This window comes from Buttiauxella sp. (genome assembly GCF_035271705.1).
Taxonomy (GTDB): Bacteria; Pseudomonadota; Gammaproteobacteria; order Enterobacterales; family Enterobacteriaceae; genus Buttiauxella.
This window is the reverse complement of sequence record NZ_DATERI010000005.1, coordinates 1-15611: the sequence shown is the minus strand read 5'-3', so window position 1 is coordinate 15611 and position 15611 is coordinate 1. Positions and strand designations below refer to the sequence as shown.

Below are 15611 nucleotides of genomic sequence, written 5' to 3'. Positions count from 1 at the left end.
AGACAGGAAGATGCCAATTTTATTGGCACGTCAGCGAGTAATGGATTCAAATCACTGGCTATGTCAGGCAATGACTGGACACTTACCGGTGATATCAACCTGACGGGCAGTGACGTGAACACTTTACAGGTTAACAGCGGTAAACTTACCCTGGGCGGTGATGTGACTTCTGCAGGCAATACCCTGGTGAGCAGCGGGAGCGGATTAGTCGTTGATGCGTCGGGGTCGCTTACCACGCCGACAATCACTGTTGAACAAAATGCCTGGTTTGCCAGCCAGGGGGCGGTCGTTGGGAACCTCGACAATAGCGGTACCGTGATGTCTTATAACGCGATACCTGGAGCCGAGATGGCGCCAGCAAGTACCGCGACGTTACAAGGCAGTATGAGCAACAGCGGTACTTTGCAGATTGGCGGCGGCCAGGTCGGCAATCACTATGTCATCACCGGTGATTACACGGGTAACAACGGCACGGTCGTCATCAATAGCGTTCTCGGCAGTGATAACGGCCTTACCGATTCTCTTGAAATCCAGGGCAGCAGTTATGGTTATTCTTCGCTTATCATCAACAATGTGGGTGGCATGGGCGCTGAATCGCTGCAGGGTATGGAGATAATTGGTGTTGCGGGAGGCTCAGACGGGCAATTTACTTTGGCGAACAGAGTGGTCGCTGGGGCTTATGAATACAACCTGTTCCAGGATGGCACATCGGGCGACTGGTATCTGAATTCATCGGCAATACCGGACCCAGACCCAATACCGGACCCAGACCCATTACCGGATCCAGACCCAGTACCGGATCCAGACCCAGTACCGGATCCTGTTCCTACTCCCGATCCAACGCCATCTCCAACGCTGTATCGCCCAGAAACCGGTGTCTATCTTGCTAACCTGCAGGCGGCGCAAAATATGTTTACCTTGCAGCTCCACGATCGGGCTGCGGCGCAGAAAAGTGTCGACGAGCAAGCGTGGATGTTTATCCACAGCGATGACACTCAAAGCCAGGCAGCAAACGGTAGCTTAGATCTTGATGTCTCAAGCACCACTATGCAACTGGGCTTCAACGTGTTCAGCGATGAAACCGCTGCGGGGGGAGATTATCAATTAGGGGTCATGGCCGGTATCGGTGAAAGTCGCAGTCACGCAGATGCCGACGGTAACACCCACAGCGCCACGGGTAAGGTTAATGGTTACAGCCTGGGATCCTATGTAACCTGGCATCAGGATACCCAGGCACAGCTGGGTTGGTACATCGACAGTTGGGCGCGATATAGCTGGTATAACAACAGCGTGCAGGGTGAAAACATGGCAAGTGAAAACTATCACAGCCAGGGTTTACAGACCTCTGTAGAAACCGGTTATCTGGCAACTTTGGGCAAGTTAGGTCAACGCCAATGGACACTCGAACCACAAGTCCAGGCGATCTACAGCCGTTTTGACAGTGAAGACCACACCGAAGCGAATGGTAGCCGTATTACCGGGGGCAGCGATGAGGGCATTCAAAGCCGTGTCGGTCTGCGTTTATCGAATCGTCATATCGTCGACAAGGGGGCGATGGTTCCCTGGGTTGAAGTGAACTGGGAAAACGGTCAGTACAGTGATTCGCTGGTGTTTAATGGCGACACGGTAAGCAGCGATGTTCCTGAAAATCGCTATGGCATACAAGCAGGTCTGAGTGGTGAACTTTCTAGCCACGTTAGAATGTGGGGGCAGGCAGGTGCGATGTTGGGAGATAATGATTTCACCCGTTATCAGGCGTCTGTGGGTGTCAATATTGATTTTTAAAATACGCTTGTAATTTCGCCACGTTAAAGCCGTCACTGATGTGGCGGCTTTTTTTGAAGGTTACGCCGGAATATGCCCAATCTTATTATGGCGTGACCAAACGCGGTGAGCGGCAAGTAGCGTCAGGAATTCATTGGTAAATACATTAGTGACACTGTCACCTTCTATGATGCCTTCCTCGCCCTGGCTATCAATGCCCAGTTTAGATTTAAACTGGCGGGCATCACCAACAAGGCCAATGACCTTTAGGTGTTTATAAGCTTCCAATAAATAGTAAGTTGCATCGCCACTATTCAGAATCGAATGGATGTCGCCACCTGGCACTATCACCGCATCCACAGTGACCGATGGCGAACCGACAAACGTTGCCCCAATAGGGAGCAATGAGCCATCGTCAGCGCTAACTTCCCCCATGCGTGAGAACAACAGTTTGCTATGGACACCTTGTGCCTTCAGCGCTTTCATGGTCGCCAACACATCCGCCGCATTCGCTTTTTCACTGAGTAGAATCGCAACGACTCTGCCTTTCACTGTGCCACTGGGTACGGCATACAGACTCAGGCTCGGGTCTTTCTTCAGACCATTGACATCTTTAGGCGGGGCGACGTGCATCTGCTCGTCAGAAAGCTCAATGCCGAGATTTTCGGCAACTGGCTGCGCGAGAGAAATATCAATGTGCGTCAGGTGATCCAGCACTCTTTCGCGGATGTAGGGCCGCGCCACTTTTGATAATTCAAAGCTAAACGCGTTGATAATATGTTGCTGCTCGACAGGTGTCTGGCTTTGCCAGAACAGACGGGGCTGTGAGTAATATTCACCAAACGATGGGCTACGTTCGCGAATTTTATGCCCTTCAACCCGCGTTTGATAACTCTCAAAGCCGCCACGTTTTGGCCCAGGTGGCGTTTCGCGTGGCCAGTTATCATTGATGGAGTTAGGTTCGTAGTTGGCAGGATTGTTGTCGATATCCATTCGATGCATGCCATCACGCTGGAAATTGTGATACGGACAGACCGGGCGATTAATCGGGATTTCATGGAAATTCGGTCCACCCAGGCGGCTGATTTGCGTATCGGTATAGGAGAACAAACGTCCCTGCAACAGCGGGTCATTACTGAAATCAATCCCTGGGACGATATGCCCTGGATGGAACGCCACTTGTTCATTTTCAGCAAAGAAGTTATCCGGATTACGATTGAGCGTCATTTTGCCCACCAGATGTACCGGAACCAACTCCTCCGGAATCAGTTTGGTCGGGTCTAACAGGTCGAAGTCGTATTTGAATTCATCTTCTTCCGGGATTAACTGCAGGCCCAGTTCGTATTCCGGGAAATCTCCCGCCTCAATGGCTTCCCACAGGTCGCGGCGGTGGAAATCCGGATCGCGCCCTGTCAGTTTTTGCGATTCGTCCCACAGCATTGAAGCTTTACCCGCGGTGGGTTTCCAGTGGAAACGCACGAAGGTGGCTTTACCTTCAGCATTAATCATCCGGAAGGTATGAATACCGAATCCTTCCATGGTGCGATAACTGCGTGGCAAACCCCGGTCAGACATCGCCCAAATGACGTTGTGCAGCGTTTCGGGTTGCAGCGAAACATAATCCCAGAAGGTGTCGTGGGCGCTGCCACCTTGCGGTATCGCCCAGTGTGGTTCGGGTTTGACTGCGTGGACGAAATCGGGAAACTTGTGCGCATCCTGAATAAAGAATACCGGGGTGTTGTTACCGACTAAATCGAAAATGCCTTCCTCGGTGTAGAACTTAGTGGCAAATCCACGGATATCACGCACGGTATCCGCTGAACCTGCGCCGCCTTGTACGGTAGAGAATCGCACAAATACCGGGGTGATTTTGTCAGGGTCTGCAAGAAAATCCGCTTTGGTGAGTTCAGCCATATTTTTGTAGGGCTGGAAGTAACCGTGTGCCGCAGAACCTCGGGCATGGACGATACGCTCGGGGATACGCTCATGGTCGAAATGGGTGATTTTTTCCCGCAGGATGAAATCTTCCAGAAGCGTAGGCCCGCGCGTACCCGCGCGCAGTGAATTTTGATCATCGGCAATACGCACACCCTGATTGGTGGTCAGTGGGAAGTTTTCACCATCTTTGCGATGTATATCGAGCGATTTTAGTTTCTCATTGGAGGTATCCGGGCTTTTATAACTCCCTGCGGCGGTGGGTTGTGCGCCAGGAGAACTGGGTTCAGTTGAAGGGCGATGAGATCCATCTTCTGGGGCCAGAGAATCCATACCAGGCTTGGATTCATTGGCGTCATGTATTGGAGCACTGTGACTTAATGGATGTTTATCGTGAGTCGACATTGAACATATCTCCTGTTTTAGTCTAGTTATAGCGGTGCTTTAAATGGCCAAAACACCCTTAACTATAGAACAAGGCTATCTCAACGCGAGACGAGGAGGGGGGTTCTCCGCTATCATAGCGAAGTTGTTCATCATATTAGTTTTGATTCCATTGCCTATGAAACCTTTACGCCAACAAAATAATCGTCCTGTTATTACGTACCAACCGCGTGTTGAACCCGCGCCACCGGCTCATGCCTGGCGAGTTGATGGGTTCAAGGATGTGTGGGTATTACGCAATCGCTATGTGGCTTTTGTGCTGGTGGGAAATGCGTTCCGCCAGTCACCGCCCTTTACGTTACCGGAGTCAGCACAACGCTGGGCGATGCAGGTCAGAAGTGAAAATGAGATGAGTTGAGTGAAAGGACGACGGGATTACCCGCCGTTACTGATTTGCTCAAATGCTTCGCAGCCTGTATCAAACCCTTCTGTGCAGCTGATGTTCAGCCAATGCAATGCTTTTTGCTTATTGACGGTAACAAAGCCTTTCTCGCCGTTTAAGAACAACATCCCGGCCCAGTATTCAGCATAACCCGTACGAGAAAGCGCCGAGCTGCGCTTAAACCAGAATGTCGCCTTTTCATCGTCTTGCGCGATGCCCACGCCGTTGGCGTAGAGTAAACCGTAGAACATCTGCGCATCGACCGCTGAATCACTTTCGATATCTTGTGAAGCATTTTCCAGCAGCTTTATCGCTTTTGGGTAGTCAGGTGTACCCGCTTGCGTGTTCACCAGAATTTGTGCCAGCGTCACATTGCCTATTTTACTGCCGCGTTCAACCGCCTGTTCGGCTAGTGTTTTCGCCTGCTGATAATTCGCGGCATTAGGATCTCGAATTTTCAACTGCGCGAGCAGTGCCAGTGCATCCGCATCACCTTGTGCTGCTGATTTCGCCGCCCAGCTTTCAGCTTGCTGGTATTCACCTGCGCTATACAGGGTATCGGCCAGATAAAACTGGGCGCGACTGTCACCTTGCTGCGCCTGTTGCAGATAGGGGCTATCAGGTGTTTCTGCCCATGCCGATGAGACGCAGAACAACAACAAAATACAAAATCGTTTCATAGAGATAAGAGGTCCGTGGAAAGAGAAAATATTGGCGCCCTATGCGGGTGCTCTAAGTTATAGATAAAAAAAACGGCTCCTTGTGTGAGGAGCCGTTTATTGTCGCAGATTCTGCGGTGGTTTAGCTACTGCTTAGCGATGCGCCAGTTCAGCTTCATCATCGCTATTGAGTATTTCTTTATCGGTTTGTTTCATCAACTGGCTGGTGATAGTACCCGCAGTCATTGCCCCGCTGACGTTGAGCGCGGTACGGCCCATATCGATAAGCGGTTCAACCGAAATCAACAATGCAACCAGCGTAACTGGCAAGCCCATGGCAGGGAGGACAATCAGCGCGGCGAATGTGGCACCGCCACCAACACCGGCAACGCCTGCGGAGCTTACAGTGACAATCCCGACCAGTGTGGCAATCCAGACCGGATCCAACGGGTTGATACCCACAGTGGGTGCGACCATCACTGCCAACATCGCGGGATACAAACCGGCACAACCGTTCTGGCCGATGGTTGCACCGAAGGATGCAGCAAAGCTTGCGATGGACTCAGGTACACCGAGGCGGCGAGTTTGCGCTTCAACGTTCAGTGGAATGCTGGCGGCGCTAGAACGGCTGGTGAAAGCAAAGGTCAGTACCGGCCACACCTTGCGGAAGTATTTCAACGGGCTGACGCCATTCACGGCCAGCAATACCGCATGCACACCGAACATAATCGCAAGGCCGAGGTATGACGCTACCACGAAGCTGCCGAGTTTGATGATATCTTGCAGGTTTGAGCCGGCAACGACTTTGGTCATCAGTGCCAGAACACCGTATGGCGTCAGTTGCATCACCAGGCGCACAAGTTTCATGACCCAGCTTTGCAGCGTGTCAATCGCAACCAGAACACGTTCACCTTTTGGCGCATCGTCTTTCAGTAATTTCAGGGCAGCCACACCCAAGAAGGCAGCGAAAATCACGACACTAATGATTGACGTTGGATTGGCGCCAGTCAGGTCAGCAAACGGGTTTTTCGGTATGAATGACAAAATTAGCTGCGGTACGTTGAGGTCGGCAACTTTACCCACATAGGTCGTTTCAATGGCGCTCAGACGGGCGGTTTCAGCAGTCCCCTGAACCAGACCTTCTGCGGTCAGACCAAACAAATTGGTTACCAACACGCCGACTAGTGCAGAAATCAAGGTGGTGAACAGCAATGTCCCGATGGTCAGTACGCTGATTTTGCCCAAAGAAGACGCGTTATGCAGGCGTGCGACAGCGCTCAGAATAGAGGCAAACACCAGCGGCATAACAATCATTTGCAGCAATTGAACATAGCCGTTACCGACAACGTTAAACCATTGAATAGACTGTTTCAGTACCGGACTGTCTTCGCCATAAATGGTGTGCAGAGCAAGGCCAAATACCACACCAATGACCAGACCAAGCAGTACTTTCTTCGCCAAACTCCACTGTTTGTGGCGGGTTTGTGCCAGTAACAGCAACAGAATAACGAACACGATAACGTTCGCTAAAAGTGGAAAATTCATCCCGTATCTCCTGAGTTTATTTTAATCCGATGGACTGATTGCCATCTTTTCCCCGTCATATTTCAAGTGACATCTTTGTGGGCTACGTTCACTTACCCGAATCACTGACTTATGTAAGCATCATCGGGATGCGTTCTCTTGCCGCCGCATGTCACTCGAACTATTTAGGGGGAGTATTTTGTAAATCGTATCAGAAGCTCAGGATGAGTCTTATATTCAAAAGTAATTGATTATTACAATTTGAGTTGTTTCGTCTAATTATTGTTCCATATGGTGACTTATAAAACTATTAAAGGTCATTTGAAGCGAAATAATCATGTGTGATGACCAGCGCACTGCACTGTTATCGGGCACACTTTGGGGCATCCACACCGCCAGACCGAACAACATCATGCACAAGGCGCGTTCCAGTTGGTTACCCTTTTGCGGCCTGATGATGGGAAAACGGAAACGCCAACGGCATGGCCAAAGTAGCGGAACACCGGCAGGGGTGAGCATATCCGCCAGAATATGGCTCAAATACCCCAACACCATGCCCTGAAGTGCGTCGGCGGGAATAACCCAGCTTTCGGGAACTTTGAGATAGAACAGCGCAAGGCTTGCGAACACGGCAAATAAACTGTGTGTAAATCCTCGATGACCGCAGGCGCGGGCTATCGGTTTGGAAATCCAGGGTAAGCGTTGGCCGAGAAATGACTTTGGGTGGTCAATATCGGGTAGCAGACACGTCAAGATAGCTGAAGGCACAATATGCCACCAGTCCCCTTGAGCAAGCACAGGCGTGAGTTCGGCGTTTTTGGCGAATACTGCACAGGCAATGGAAAAAAGAAGGTGACCTTCCGCCGTCATGATACTACCTGGATGAAAACTGTCGATTCATACAGTATAGGGATTTTATACAGTGGGCGGAAGAGGTGACGGCGTAACATTTTGCAACCGCCGGTTTCCCGGCAGCAGCGTATTTAGCGGGCTAGCCAGCCTCCATCGACGGCAATGGTGAAGCCGTTGACATAATCGGAAGCGCTGGAAGCAAGAAAGACAATCGGGCCTTGTAGGTCGGCAGGAAGTCCCCAGCGTCCTGCAGGAATACGGTCAAGAATTTGCTGGCTGCGCACTTCGTCATCACGCAGTTGTTGAGTATTGTTGGTTGCCATGTATCCCGGGGCGATAGCATTCACATTGATCTTGTGTTGCGCCCATTCGTTTGCCAGCAGCCGCGTGATGCCGAGCACGGCACTTTTAGATGCGGTATACGAAGGAACTCGGATACCCCCCTGGAATGACAGCATAGAGGCGATGTTAATGATCTTGCCGCCGTTGCCTTGTTTAATGAATTGTTTGGCGACCGCCTGAGAGAGAAAGAACACCGATTTAATGTTCAGGTTCATGACGTCATCCCAGTTTTTCTCACTAAACTCCAGAGCATCTTCCCGGCGAATGGTTCCTGCGTTATTGACGAGGATATCTATTTTTCCCATCCCTGCGACCGCTTGCGCGACTATCTCAGGTATTGCGTCTTGTTGGCTTAAGTCTGCCTGGATGGCGAGAAAGCGGCGTTGCAAATCTTGCACTTTCTGCGCCGTTTCATGCGGGATCTTGCGGCTTACACTGACGATGTCGCAACCAGCCTCGGCAAGGCCAATCGCCATTCCCTGACCCAAGCCGGTGTCACAACCCGTGACGAGAGCGACTTTGCCCTGGAGATTAAAATTATTGAGAATCATAGTTACCCCAGTATCTGGAAAAGCGCATTCGCGCGAGTCTGTAAAGAGTAGATACGATAAGATGGAAATTCAAATTATTTTTGAAACGCTGTTTTAAAAAATTAGATATGGATATGGTTTTGAGAAAGATGCGGGTAGCCCCGCATCTTAATAGACTAGCCAATCAGGTGCTCAGCGCGTAGTTCGGTCAGCGAAGTCAGCTTCGTATTCGCGAGGCACCAGCGCACGTCGTCGCGGTTCTCTTCGGCGGGAACCACAATAGAACGCATGCGTGCGGCTTTGGTCGCAATCATGCCATTTACTGAATCTTCTAGCGTCACACAAGTCAGGGGATCAACGCCCAGTTTAGCGGCGGCGTCTAAATAAACCTGTGGATGGGGCTTACTGTAGGGCAGATGTTCTGCAGAGGCGATAGCATCAAACTGGGAGCGTAAGTCGAACATTTCCAGAATACGCTCAAGCATGTGCAGAGGTGAGGCGGAGGCCAGACCCACTTTCAGACCTTGTGCTTTACACAGCGCAACCGCTTCACGCACACCAGGCAGAATAGGCCGAGTCTCTTCAACCAATGTTATGGCACGGGTAATGACGCGGTTTGTGACTTCTTCACGCGACGGGCCATTCCACGGTTGCCGAGCAAACCACAGGTCGACAACCAGGTCGATACGTAAACCCAGAGTGTCAGGGAGTTCGGATCGGCGGGAAATATCCACGCCAATGCTGGCCAGTACATCCAGCTCAGCCTTGTCCCACAACGGTTCCGAATCAATCAGTAAACCGTCCATATCAAAAATCGCAGCTAAAGTTTGGCGAGTTACAGCCATGTTTTGACTCCTGTCAGTGTGCATTGAAGTTCAGATTGTTTATCAATAGCTGGAATTAGCGGTTGTTGCCACTGCTTTGTGAAAATCGCCCGTAAAGCTCAGGCGAAATCACTTCAGACGAGGTAGACTTTGTGTGTGCAAGTTACGTCTTATACAAGGGGAACGAATGACGTATCAACAAGCTGGACGCATTGCCGTGCTCAAACGTGTGGCTGGCTGGGTAATTTTCATCCCAGCGGTGATTTCAACACTGATTTCAATTTTGAAGTTTATGAATGCGCACAGCGAAAAAGAGGCTGGGATTAATGCTGTGATGCTGGATTTCGCTCATGTCATGATTGAGATGATGCGTTTTAATACGCCATTCTTAAATTTATTCTGGTACAACTCACCACAACCGGAGTTCCACCAACAGGCTAATATCCTGTTTTGGGTAATCTACGTGTTGATCTTTATCGGCCTTGCGCTACAGGCATCTGGTGCACGAATGAGCCGTCAGGCGAAGTTTCTGCGTGAAGGGGTACAGGATCAGTTGATACTGGAACAGGCTAAAGGCCCGGAAGGGTTAAACAAGGCACAAATCGACGCGAAAATCGTCGTGCCGCGACACACTATTTTCCTGCAAATTTTCCCGCTCTATATTTTACCCGTCATTATTATCGTTATCGGTTATTTCTTCTTTTCTTTGCTGGGCTTTATCTGACAATACCGCTCTCCTGAAGATGGAGAGCGGGTAATGCTTCGCTTCAGTGAGCAACTAATCAGTGAGCAACTATATAGAACAGCCCGGTCAACGCGGCACTCATTAGATTTGATAGTGTGCCTGCCAGAATGACTTTTGCGCCCATTTGAGCGATAAAACTTTTCTGTGCAGGCACAATTCCCCCCAGTACGCCAATCAGTGCCGCAGGTGCTGACAGATTAGCAAATCCAGCCAGTGCCATAATCACAATAATTTGCGAGTATTCAGAGAGTTCCGGCTTGAGTGAGATAAAACTGGTATAGGCCACGAACTCATTGAGCACCAGCTTTTGCCCCAGCAAACTCCCCACTTGCAGCATCTCGCTTCCAGGCACACCCAGCAGCCAGGCAATGGGGGCGAAGAGATAACTAAATATGAGCTGTAGCGTGATGTTAGCGATGCCGAAGAGATCAAACACCCAACCCAGCAGGCCATTGACCATTGCAATTAACGCGATTAATGCCAGCAGCATTGCACCGACATTCACCGCTAACTTCAGTCCGGATATAGCTCCGTTAGTCGCCGCTTCAACAATGTTAATCGGCCTTTCTTCAGGGTTTTCATTCTCAATGTGAATATCGGCAACGTTGTCTGGTTCGGTTTCAGGGTAGAGAATTTTTGCCATTAATAGCCCGCCAGGTGCCGACATAAAGGAAGCGGCAACCAGATAACGCATTTCAATCCCCATGCTGGCGTAACCGACCAGAACCGATCCGGCGATGGAAGCAACGCCGCCACACATCAAGGCGAAAAGTTCTGAGCGTGTCATTTTTGGGGCGTAGGGGCGCATCAGCACGAATACATCGGTGTTACCGGCAAAAATATTGGCAGTGGCTGCCATGGATTCTGCGGGACTGGTTTTTAACAACTTATGAATTCCGGTGCCAATAATACGGGTCACCCATTGCATAATGCCGAGGTAATAGAGCACGGAGAAGAGTGCTGACATAAAGATAATGATCGGCAAAACGTGAAATGCGAACAGGAAGCCCATTTTAAAGCGGCCTAAATCACCAAACAGAAAGTTAATCCCCTCTGATGAATAAGTCAGCACCCCCGAAAGGCTGTTAGAGATGGCAAGCAATATTTTCTCGCCAGCAGGAACATAAAGTATGAATGCCGCTACTGATGCCTGAATAGTAAAAGCACCCAGGACCGTGCGTAAATTAATGGCTCTGCGATTTGACGAAAATAGCAGTGCGATGGCCAGCAGGACAAGAATACACAGGCAGAGAATAAGTATGCGCATGTTTATTCCTTATCGGCATCGATGATTTTACGAAACAGATCGTTAAACAGATCGTCGCGCTCGATAAATTTCACTACCCGAATTTGGTGTCGGCGGTTATCGAAACTCCAGTTCAGGTTGTCATTTATCAGTGGGGCGGGCAGATACTGGCAGGTAAACCATTCAGGATTAAGTACATAGCCCACGGTGGTGATGTCCCAAATAACTTTGCGCGAAGCGAAGCCAATCCACGGACAGCGTGGTGCAATCTTGGCAATATAGTTGCCAAGACGGCTGGTATTGGAAAAATAAAATTGTAATTCTGGTACTGAGGTCGCCATACAGTTGGCTACGCCAAAGCAGGGGATTTGCGTGAGCGCAACACCGCTATCAAACAGTACGCGGCTTGCGACAACATCCTGCATGAGATTAAATTCCTGATTATCCTTCCAGTCATAGCTGTTGCCGCCAAGCCAGATAACATGGATTTTATGGATAATGTCAGGGGCAGCAAGCAGTGCGTTGGCCACATTAGTTGGTGCGCCAATACAGAGAACATGAAGTGTCTGTGTCGCGACCCGCGCGCGAGAAATTAAATCTTCCATGGCCGGTGATGTTTCTGTTCCTACACTACCGGTCAAATACTGCGTAGACCCTTTAAAGATTGCGGGGTGCGGTTGGCGGAGTGGGAGTTTCTCGAATACCCGGTGGATTTCTTCGAAGCTCAATTCCATGCCAACAGCAGGATTATCAACATAAGTGTGAGAATTTCCCTCGCCAAAGAAATGGTTTGCAAACGGGGCGGCATAGACGGCTTGTAGGTCGATACGTTCCGGGTGCAGGTAAGCCCAGGCAATGGCTATCTGGTCGTCAATTTCATTATACGTATCGCTATCAATCACGACAGAAATTAAGCCGTCGGAAGGAATAGACATCAGTGTTATACGTTGTACCGGTGTGAGTTCTGGCCATGGTGAGTTTTTCATTTGAATAGATCCCGTAAGTTAAAAATCATAAGCCAGACGATAAATTAAAATGTCTCCGTAACCATCGGCCCCCAACTTGTTATAGAAATAACGATACATAACGGTTGTTGAAATATGGTGGGTTAATTTTAATGTGAGATTTAATCCACCGTTTAAACCTTCGCGACCTGAGTTATTGGCCGTGTAATCGTCGTTACGGTCTAGCTCTATTTCATTCCAGTGAGTAAAGAGTACATCCTGCTTGAACAGCGTAAAGGCATAACCTGCATTCCAACCGATAGTGAAACCATTCAACCCGTTAATATCATCTGCGGGGCCGAAATTATTATGAGCGGTAATATATTGCCGTGCTATCCATGGTTTGAACCACCAGCCATCACCTTTTATATCGGTATAACCTAATCCAATAAATTGGTTGGTTTCTTTAAAGTCAGGGCTTTGTGAGTTGTACACCTTAGTAAATATGCTGGCGCCACTGCTCCATAAATAAGTATGAATTTCACCATTAGCGGTCTGCCCCTGATTGCCTTCTTTGTCTAAAATATTTTCATAATCATAAAAACCGTACATTTCTCCCCAGTCGAAACCCATGCCGCCTTCAATGCCGATGAGAGCCTGTTCATATTCCAGATCTTTAAAACCAGAATCCCAGGATTGATAGTCAACGTGGATATTCCCCCAGCCATATTTTTGTTCGGCTTGTACAAGAAATGAGGTGACCACCAGAATTAAGCTAATGATTATCCTTGTCATGCTAATTTCCTTTGTAAATAGTTAGCTTACTGAGCTTTTAATTTTCTCAATCACAGAATGGTGCCCTGGCATATTCGATGCACCTTCGCGTTCAACGGCTAAAGAGGCAAATGCACTGGCGTAGTTGAGTGCGGCCGTGAGGTTAGCGCCACATGCAAGTTGAGCGGCTAGCGCCCCGTTAAAGGCATCTCCTGCGCCAGCGGTGTCAATGTTGACGGCGGGATAGGCCGGAATCTGGCGATGTTGTTTGCCATCGAATAACCAGCAACCCTGGCTGCCAAGCGTGATAATGACAATCTGCGGCCCCATTTGGTGGATAGCTTCCGCAGCACGGAGGATCTCATCATTAGTACGAATAGTGGTTGCGGTAATGGATTCGGCTTCAGTCAAATTAGGTGTTGCGATACTGACCCATGGCAGCATGTCACGCACTTCTTCACGCCAGGGAGCTGGGTTAAAAATGGTGGTAATTCCACAAGAGTGGGCAAATTTCAGGGCCAGAGCGGTGGCATCTGGGTTATTTTCCATTTGAGTCAGGAAAACATGGGATGCTTTGATAGCACTGTAGCAACTGATGATTTCATCCGCGGTGAAGGTCTGATTTGCACCGGGGTTGATGATAATGGCGTTATCTCCCGCTTCCTCAGACACCATCACGACGGCACTTCCTGTCGGGATATCGGGCTGGGTAAATAGAGTTAATGCTTCAAAGCCGACATTATTAAGGAATTGTTGCGCTTTAGAGGCAAAATCATCGTTACCGACTTTTGCGACAAAATGGGTTTGGGCGCCCGCCATACAGGCTGCAATTGCCTGATTACTCCCTTTCCCCCCAGGCAGGCAGCATGAATAAAGGGCGCGAGTGGTTTCACCCGCGTCAGGGAAATGTTGTAAACGGTATACCAGGTCTGTATTAAAGGAACCCAAAATAAATACTTTCCCCGTTTTTTCGGGAGAAGCTGTAGTGATATCAAACGAATTAATTTTCATGTTTATATGGAGATAGGGTTGGTTGTTTTTATACAAAGCGGATTCTTTATTGCTGAGAAGTACAGCACCGCCATAACGAGGACGAATTAATCCCGTTTGTTTCAATTCATTAATATCCCGACGTATCGTCCTTTCTGTGACGTTCAGTGTTTTTGCAAGCTCTTTAACTTTTACGAATCGATTCTTCTTTATTTCTGAAAGAATAAATTTCTGACGCTGTTGGTTATAGCATTCGAACATAATGAAGAACCTCGATGGCTATTGGTTGCAGGTGAATAAAAATACCCTGCATAAAAGCACACGAGATCGCAAAGGGTTATTTTTAATGATATTTAATATCTATTGGTTACAGTGGTTTGTTTTATATTGAAATCCTCGTGGTTTATGGCTTGGTATATATTCATAATATATAAAAAACTAAGTGATTGACTGTGGGTGAAATCACATAAAAAACCAACAATCGGACATTTTGTCCGATTCATGATTATTAGGCTGTATTGTATTTTTTATTTGTATAGATATTGGCTAATTATTGATTAAAGTAATGGAACGATATTTACAGGGCAATATTTTGCAGAGAAGCCAACGCGGGTAGGAGAGGCTACCCGCGTAAGAGGATGGTCTTTATGCAGCCAAAACGCGTTCCAGCGCTTTTTGCGCGACCACTAAATGTTGACCGCCGAACAGAATCGCCCTGTTTAGGAGTGTGTAGAGCTGATAAATGGGTTGGCGTTGCAGGAAATCTGCAGGGAGCGGGGAAACTGACTGGTAACCGTCGTAGATTTGCGGTGGTTGATCCGGGTGCAAGGGCAGCATCGCCAGATCGCACTCTCTATCGCCCCAATAGCAGGCGGGGTCGAAGATAAATGGCCCATCTGCACCCATCGCGCAATTTCCTGACCACAAATCGCCATGCAGTAAAGAAGGCTGAGGCTGATGGGAAGCCAGAGACTGATGCACAAATTCGACGATCAGGTCGATGTCACCGAATTGAATCCCTTTTTCCGCGGCAAGTTCAAGTTGCCAGCCGATGCGTTGTTCGGCAAAGAATGTCGACCACCGCCGTTGCCAGGCATTGGGTTGCGGAGTAGTCGATAGATCATTATCAAAATCGAGCCCAAATTGCGGCTGGTCGCTCCAGTCATGCAAGCGCGCCAGTTGCTGACCCAGCAAAAAGGCGTTGTGTGCATCCAGCGGTTTCGCTGGCATATATTCAAGCAGCAGGAAACTGTAATCCCTGTCACTGCCTACACCCCAGACTTTCGGTACCCGCACGGTATTGCTGTGCGAAAGTAACGCCAGTTGATCGGCTTCGGCAGTAAAAATAGGTAGCAGCTCCCGAGTATTGCTTTTGACAAAAACCTCATGACCGGCGTAGCGAATTCGCCAGGTGGCATGAATTTCACCGCCGGGTAATTCCGTGCGTTGTTCAATTTCAGCGCTACCGAGTTGTTCACTTAACAGACGACTTATGGCTTGCCACATGATGCTTCTCTCCAGGTTGTCTGGTAGATCATTAGCTTATCGCTGTTAACCGGGTCAAACTTCGAGCTAACGCACATCCCCGGTCAGGAGTTTTTAAAGATGGCTATTTATCTCTTGTAGCCAGTTATCCCAGGTTGTAATTGCAACTTC

The 15611-nt window shown here is 49.0% G+C and carries 14 protein-coding genes; 3 read left to right on the top strand and 11 right to left on the bottom strand.

Going from position 1 to position 15611, the window contains the following annotated elements; translation table 11 throughout:
• Positions 1-1785: autotransporter outer membrane beta-barrel domain-containing protein (locus tag VJY99_RS00410; protein WP_324115270.1), on the top strand; the 1785-nt coding region annotated here is incomplete at its 5' end.
• Between the two features lie 60 nt (positions 1786-1845).
• Here VJY99_RS00410 and katE read toward each other — a convergent pair.
• On the bottom strand, positions 1846-4104 hold the full coding sequence (katE, locus tag VJY99_RS00405) for a catalase HPII (protein WP_324115269.1): 2259 nt from the start codon (positions 4102-4104) through the stop codon (positions 1846-1848).
• Positions 4105-4246: 142 nt separating this feature from the next.
• Between katE and cedA the strand changes: the two genes are divergently transcribed.
• Positions 4247-4501 (top strand): cell division activator CedA, encoded by a 255-nt coding sequence (cedA, locus tag VJY99_RS00400; protein WP_324115272.1) that lies wholly within the window; start codon positions 4247-4249, stop codon positions 4499-4501.
• A 17-nt stretch (positions 4502-4518) separates the two neighbouring features.
• Here the strand turns inward: cedA and VJY99_RS00395 are convergent, their stop codons facing one another.
• The 5 genes from VJY99_RS00395 to hxpB all read right to left on the bottom strand — a co-directional run bounded on the left by VJY99_RS00395 (position 4519) and on the right by hxpB (position 9277).
• The gene (locus tag VJY99_RS00395) at positions 4519-5205 is read right to left on the bottom strand and encodes a tetratricopeptide repeat protein (RefSeq protein WP_324115267.1); all 687 of its coding nucleotides are present in this window, start codon (positions 5203-5205) and stop codon (positions 4519-4521) included.
• A gap of 132 nt (positions 5206-5337) precedes the next feature.
• Complete coding sequence (locus tag VJY99_RS00390; protein ID WP_324115266.1) at positions 5338-6729, bottom strand: L-cystine transporter; 1392 nt, start codon at positions 6727-6729, stop codon at positions 5338-5340.
• 258 nt (positions 6730-6987) lie between these two features.
• The gene (locus tag VJY99_RS00385) at positions 6988-7578 is read right to left on the bottom strand and encodes a metal-dependent hydrolase (RefSeq protein ID WP_324115264.1); all 591 of its coding nucleotides are present in this window, start codon (positions 7576-7578) and stop codon (positions 6988-6990) included.
• Positions 7579-7691: 113 nt separating this feature from the next.
• Positions 7692-8453 (bottom strand): 2-dehydro-3-deoxy-D-gluconate 5-dehydrogenase KduD, encoded by a 762-nt coding sequence (gene kduD / locus VJY99_RS00380; RefSeq protein ID WP_324115262.1) that lies wholly within the window; start codon positions 8451-8453, stop codon positions 7692-7694.
• Between the two features lie 155 nt (positions 8454-8608).
• Positions 8609-9277 (bottom strand): hexitol phosphatase HxpB, encoded by a 669-nt coding sequence (gene hxpB, locus VJY99_RS00375; RefSeq protein WP_324115259.1) that lies wholly within the window; start codon positions 9275-9277, stop codon positions 8609-8611.
• A 166-nt stretch (positions 9278-9443) separates the two neighbouring features.
• Here hxpB and VJY99_RS00370 point away from each other — a divergent pair, with 166 nt between their 5' ends.
• The gene (locus VJY99_RS00370; RefSeq protein WP_324115257.1) at positions 9444-9980 is read left to right on the top strand and encodes a YniB family protein; all 537 of its coding nucleotides are present in this window, start codon (positions 9444-9446) and stop codon (positions 9978-9980) included.
• 58 nt (positions 9981-10038) lie between these two features.
• Here VJY99_RS00370 and VJY99_RS00365 read toward each other — a convergent pair whose 3' ends face one another.
• The 5 genes from VJY99_RS00365 to VJY99_RS00345 all read right to left on the bottom strand — a co-directional run bounded on the left by VJY99_RS00365 (position 10039) and on the right by VJY99_RS00345 (position 15461).
• Positions 10039-11268, bottom strand: coding sequence for a NupC/NupG family nucleoside CNT transporter (locus VJY99_RS00365; protein WP_324115255.1), 1230 nt, complete (start codon positions 11266-11268; stop codon positions 10039-10041).
• Positions 11269-11270: 2 nt separating this feature from the next.
• Positions 11271-12233 (bottom strand): nucleoside hydrolase, encoded by a 963-nt coding sequence (locus VJY99_RS00360; RefSeq protein ID WP_324115254.1) that lies wholly within the window; start codon positions 12231-12233, stop codon positions 11271-11273.
• Positions 12234-12251: 18 nt separating this feature from the next.
• Positions 12252-12986 (bottom strand): outer membrane protein OmpK, encoded by a 735-nt coding sequence (locus VJY99_RS00355; protein WP_324115252.1) that lies wholly within the window; start codon positions 12984-12986, stop codon positions 12252-12254.
• A 21-nt stretch (positions 12987-13007) separates the two neighbouring features.
• Positions 13008-14216 (bottom strand): PfkB family carbohydrate kinase, encoded by a 1209-nt coding sequence (locus VJY99_RS00350; RefSeq protein ID WP_324115250.1) that lies wholly within the window; start codon positions 14214-14216, stop codon positions 13008-13010.
• Positions 14217-14600: 384 nt separating this feature from the next.
• Positions 14601-15461 carry a fructosamine kinase family protein gene (locus VJY99_RS00345; protein ID WP_324115248.1) on the bottom strand — a complete coding sequence of 287 codons (861 nt, stop codon included), beginning with the start codon at positions 15459-15461 and terminating at the stop codon, positions 14601-14603.
• Positions 15462-15611 lie beyond the last annotated feature (150 nt).